The 4,397-nt window shown below is 42.4% G+C and carries 4 protein-coding genes and 1 pseudogene; 2 read left to right on the forward strand and 3 right to left on the reverse strand.

Annotated elements, in window-relative coordinates:
* Positions 1 to 535: 535 nt before the first annotated feature.
* Complete coding sequence (locus tag AC5V8P_RS23740) at positions 536 to 1,741, reverse strand: MFS transporter (protein ID WP_064797026.1); 1,206 nt, start codon at positions 1,739 to 1,741, stop codon at positions 536 to 538.
* A 188-nt stretch (positions 1,742 to 1,929) separates the two neighbouring features.
* Here AC5V8P_RS23740 and AC5V8P_RS23745 point away from each other — a divergent pair, with 188 nt between their 5' ends.
* A complete protein-coding gene (locus tag AC5V8P_RS23745; protein ID WP_040101387.1) occupies positions 1,930 to 2,532 on the forward strand; it encodes a TetR/AcrR family transcriptional regulator in 603 nt (200 codons plus the stop codon).
* A 153-nt stretch (positions 2,533 to 2,685) separates the two neighbouring features.
* Here the strand turns inward: AC5V8P_RS23745 and mle are convergent, their stop codons facing one another.
* On the reverse strand, positions 2,686 to 3,528 hold the full coding sequence (gene mle, locus AC5V8P_RS23750) for an alpha/beta fold macrolide esterase (RefSeq protein WP_063210770.1): 843 nt from the start codon (positions 3,526 to 3,528) through the stop codon (positions 2,686 to 2,688).
* Positions 3,529 to 3,602: 74 nt separating this feature from the next.
* Entirely contained in the window at positions 3,603 to 3,971 is a 369-nt protein-coding gene (locus AC5V8P_RS23755; protein WP_063210768.1) for a hypothetical protein, read from the reverse strand.
* Between the two features lie 244 nt (positions 3,972 to 4,215).
* Between AC5V8P_RS23755 and AC5V8P_RS23760 the strand changes: the two are divergent.
* Positions 4,216 to 4,397, forward strand: a pseudogene (locus tag AC5V8P_RS23760) (spore germination protein); the annotation flags it as partial.

Genomic DNA, 4,397 nt, shown 5'->3' on the forward strand with positions numbered 1-4,397 from the left:
GATAAATTAGCGTGTACGTTCAAGGCATTTTTGACCTTGGCATCCATTGTAGTGTGGCTTGCTTAAGTTTGAAGACAGGCCCTAGTTCAAGCTCAGGGTTTTTAGGTTTGGTTTCGTTCGCTTGGGTACCATTTTCCGTAATATAAATCCTCCAAGATACTCATATTCATCTTCTCCTTCGTGATATAGATAAGGTTTTGAGTTCGAACACAGAGTGCATTTTCCTCAAAAACAAGAATATCTCAGTAAAAAATCAATACTGATTTTTAGCGAATATTTCACTAAGGTAATTGAGGACTAATGCCGAGTATCTGAAATGTGACCAGAGGATTTACACCGATTATGAACGCGGTGAAAAAGAATCACGTCCACATCGAGGTATATGGGTGGCCGGATTTGGTCCGGTTGCCTAAGAGCAAGTGCTGGACGAAGTCAGCCCTTCTTGGAAAATAAGCAGGACTTCATATCTTCTACTCATTAACGTTAGAAGTCATAACAAGTGAATTTTTTTTAAAAAGCCTCACTAATTACCAGATTACTGTGGAGGGAACGAATACTTTTTGCCACCCCAAGCCACGAGAAGCGCAAGGAATAAGAGTATGAATAATGCCCATGAAAATGATCCCGCACCAAAAGTTTCAAGTAAAATACCCCCAGCCATCCCACCGCCAGCGATAGCCAGATTCCATACGGTCGTGTTAATCGGCATAACCATATCCACTTTGCTCTCCCCTACAGCCTGAGCAAGCGCCGTTTGCAACAGCGTTGCTGCGCCGCCGAAAGTTAAACCCCATACTGTAACAATGATATAGATCATAAGGACATTGGAGTTGCTAAAGCTCATGGCAATAGAAATTAAGACGAAGGAAATAAGACTGATCAAGACAAGCTTACGCAGCCAACGGTCGATGAATACGCCAGTTATCCATATACCTACGAGAGCAGCAATGCCAAAGAAAGCCAGAGCCAGACCCACTCTCTCACCCATCCCATTGGAGGCAAGAAATGGAGCAATATAAGTATAGAGAATATTATGGGCTGTCATCCAGGTCAGAACAACCAATAGTATGGGCCGAATCCCCGGCGTAAGGAAGACTGCATAGATCGAAGTTTGCTTATCGGAGGACTGTCCCGGATAGTCCGGCACCTTCCAAAGCACCCACGCGATCAGTACAACAGTCAGTAGTGACATAATTCCAAAAACAGAACGCCAACCCATGAGGTTCCCCAGAAACGTTCCCGCTGGGACACCAATAGCCAAGGCGATCGGCGTTCCAACCATGGCAACGGCCATCCCCCTCCCCTTCAATGTAGCAGATACCATGCGGAGAGCGTAACCGCCGATCATCCCCCATAGAACTCCAGCCGAAACTCCTGCCAGTAGACGGGCAGCCAGCGTCAGTATGTAGCTGGAAGAAATTGCGGTGACACTGTTAAAAACCAGGAACCCGCAAATAGCCAGAAGTAACAGCGGACGCCTCCGCCATTGGCGGGTAACTATAGCTACTGGGATGGCAGCCACTAGGGAACCGAGGGCATAGACAGTGACCAGTTGACCCGCCATTGCCTCTGAAATATGAAGTCCCTTGCTTATTTGCGGAAGCAAACCAGCCGGAATCGTTTCCGTCATAATACAGATGAATCCTGTCATAGCCAAAGCAAGCAGACCAAGCCAGGGAAAGCGCTCAGAGGAGGCGGAAGAAGCAATCTTTACAGTAGTAGAAGAGTTATTGCTGGACATTAGCGCAGCTCCTTACAATCGATTTCAAAACAAGTTCAAGCGAAAAATCAAGCACATATGCCAATGATTTGCCCTCCTTTTATTTTACTTATGGATCGATCAATCCATATTTTAAAGATGCCTCTCTGTCTTGTCAATTACTTTTGGATCGATTAGTATATAAGTACAAGATAAAAGGAGGCGACTCCATGGTTAGAACCGGAAGACCACGTAAATTCTGTCGCGACGAAGCGATCTCCCAAGCTATGATGTTGTTTTGGGAGCATGGATTTGAATCAACCTCTTTGGCTCAACTCAAAAAGGCGATGGGCGGCATCTCCTCAGCCAGCTTTTATGCAGCTTTTGAATCAAAAGACGCATTATTCAAAGAAGCGCTGGACCGGTATTTGGCTACATACGGACAAGTATCGACAAGCCTTACAAACTATTCACTTTCATCGCGCACAGCTATTGAATTAGCCTTAAGAAGTTCAGCAATCATGCAGACTGAGCAGACCCATCCCTTGGGTTGTTTAGTCATATTCTCTGCAAATACATGTTCCCCAGAAAACACTCATATTCGAGAACTATTGATCAGACAAAGAGCAGTGACTAGGAACAAGTTCTATGCTCGTATTGAGCGAGCTACCAAGAATGGAGAACTTCAAGAATCCACAAATGTTAGCATGTTAACCACACTATTCGTTACCTTTCTGGAAGGTATATCTACGGAAGCCAGAGATGGTGTGTCCCTAGACAACATTGATGCAGCCATTACTAAATTGATGGAGCTTTGGGATACTTGTGCCTGAGACTTGAGACTTGAGACTTGCCCAGTCTTCATGAAAATAAGGGCATACAAATAGCAAAAGGCAATCCCCTTAAAAAAGGAGATTGCCTTTTTATTCAGGAAGATTGCTTCTCTCGTAAACGGCTTTATTCAGCTATCCTACACATCAGCTGACCTAATTGAGTATCGAAGTGTGTTTTGAGATAGAATCGATTATTAAATCCCAGTCGTCATAGTGAAGCTCATGTCCGGCACCTTCCAATGTCAGTAAAACTGCACCCGGAATTTCATTAGCAAGATGTTTTCCGTGTTCATAAGGGATAATTGGATCTTCAGTACCGTGTATAACCAGTGTAGGAACGTTTATTTCCCCTGTCCTCGCCAAATAGGATTCTCCACCTGACAGCATAGCGTGATTGTTCATGCTAGCCATATTGTTGCTTCTTTTCCATTCTTCTTTTGCCAATTGATAAACCTTATTCTCATCGAAAGGATGCTTTGAACCTACTAGAATTCTAGATCTCCGCACCACAAAATCGACCACCGATTGTTCGTTCGTCCAATCTATTGCTTCCATATTCGAGAAGTAGTCCATAACCTTTTCCTCCATCGGTGGAAGATCAGGAGCAAAATTGGACGTGGCTAAAAGAGTCACCGTTAATACTCTGTCTGGATGTCGTAAAGCTATCATCTGAGTCAGCATTCCGCCCATAGACATCCCTACGATATGCGCTTGGTCAATCTTATAAGCATCCAATACCCGAATCGCATCATCTGCCATATCTTCGAAAGTATAGTCTGGATGACCAGGTTCGTAAGTTGTAGAACGGCCAACATCTCGGTTATCATAACGAACGACAAAACGACCTGTATCAGCTAAACGCTGGCAGAATTCTTCCTCCCACCAGATCAGTGAGGATTGAGCACCCATAATCAGTAATATTGCTGGGTGAACTCGCTCGCCGAAACTGTCACTACAGATTTCTATTCCATCGCTTTTTATAAGTAGCTCATTCATGTAGAGTTCCTCCCCATAAAGTACTTTCGGTGCCTCTGACTTAGGTAGATAGGAATTACCGATCTACTCGGTAGCTAATTTAAGATGTTTTGTTGTAAAAAGTTTAAGAAATCTCTTTGCATAGAGCCAAGAGGAAGAATTTTTTTGATTATCCTGAACCTACTGTGCTGGCCTTTGATTTTAAATGACCATATTGCAGAAGACAGGTGTCCAGAATGATATTTTTGTTCTTGTAAATCAGCTACTTCATATTCAACTTTTTGTACTACTTTTGTGGAAAATAGATTGAGGAAAAGGATAATAATCCTATCATTATTTAGGAGTAATATAGCTCGACTTGTATAAGCTGAAAAGCTTTGTGGAGTTGAATAGCAAATAAGCATGTCAGATTCTCTATGAGGTTCTGCTAGCTTGTCGATCAATTTTTTTGTAATGAATAGCATGATCAAATACCTCTCTATTTGGATGTTTAAATGAATTGACAGTAAAGAATATCCGTCAAAAATATTATACTACACAAGTAAACTATTCCAAAAAAGGATAGTCATCTGTAGCCTGTTTGAATAATCGGATGAATTGAAATTTGGATAATTGATGTTATTTATTTTAACGATAACGAATAATTTGTGGATGATTGTGGTATTATTTCTGATTATTGTTAATACTACAAAGCTGAGGAGGGTAACAATGAAGTTACATAGCAAATTCTCAAGACATTTATGCCGGAATATCGATCTGATTTGTGACTTCATGGGAAATAGTTCGGATTTTGTTGTTCGCGAAATCACAGCTGGTCATCAACACGCCGCTCTTTTTTATCTGGACGGCATGACTGACATGCAAAAGGTACAGGACAATGTGATCCGTCC

The sequence above is a fragment of the Paenibacillus sp. N119s genome (assembly GCF_059447605.1).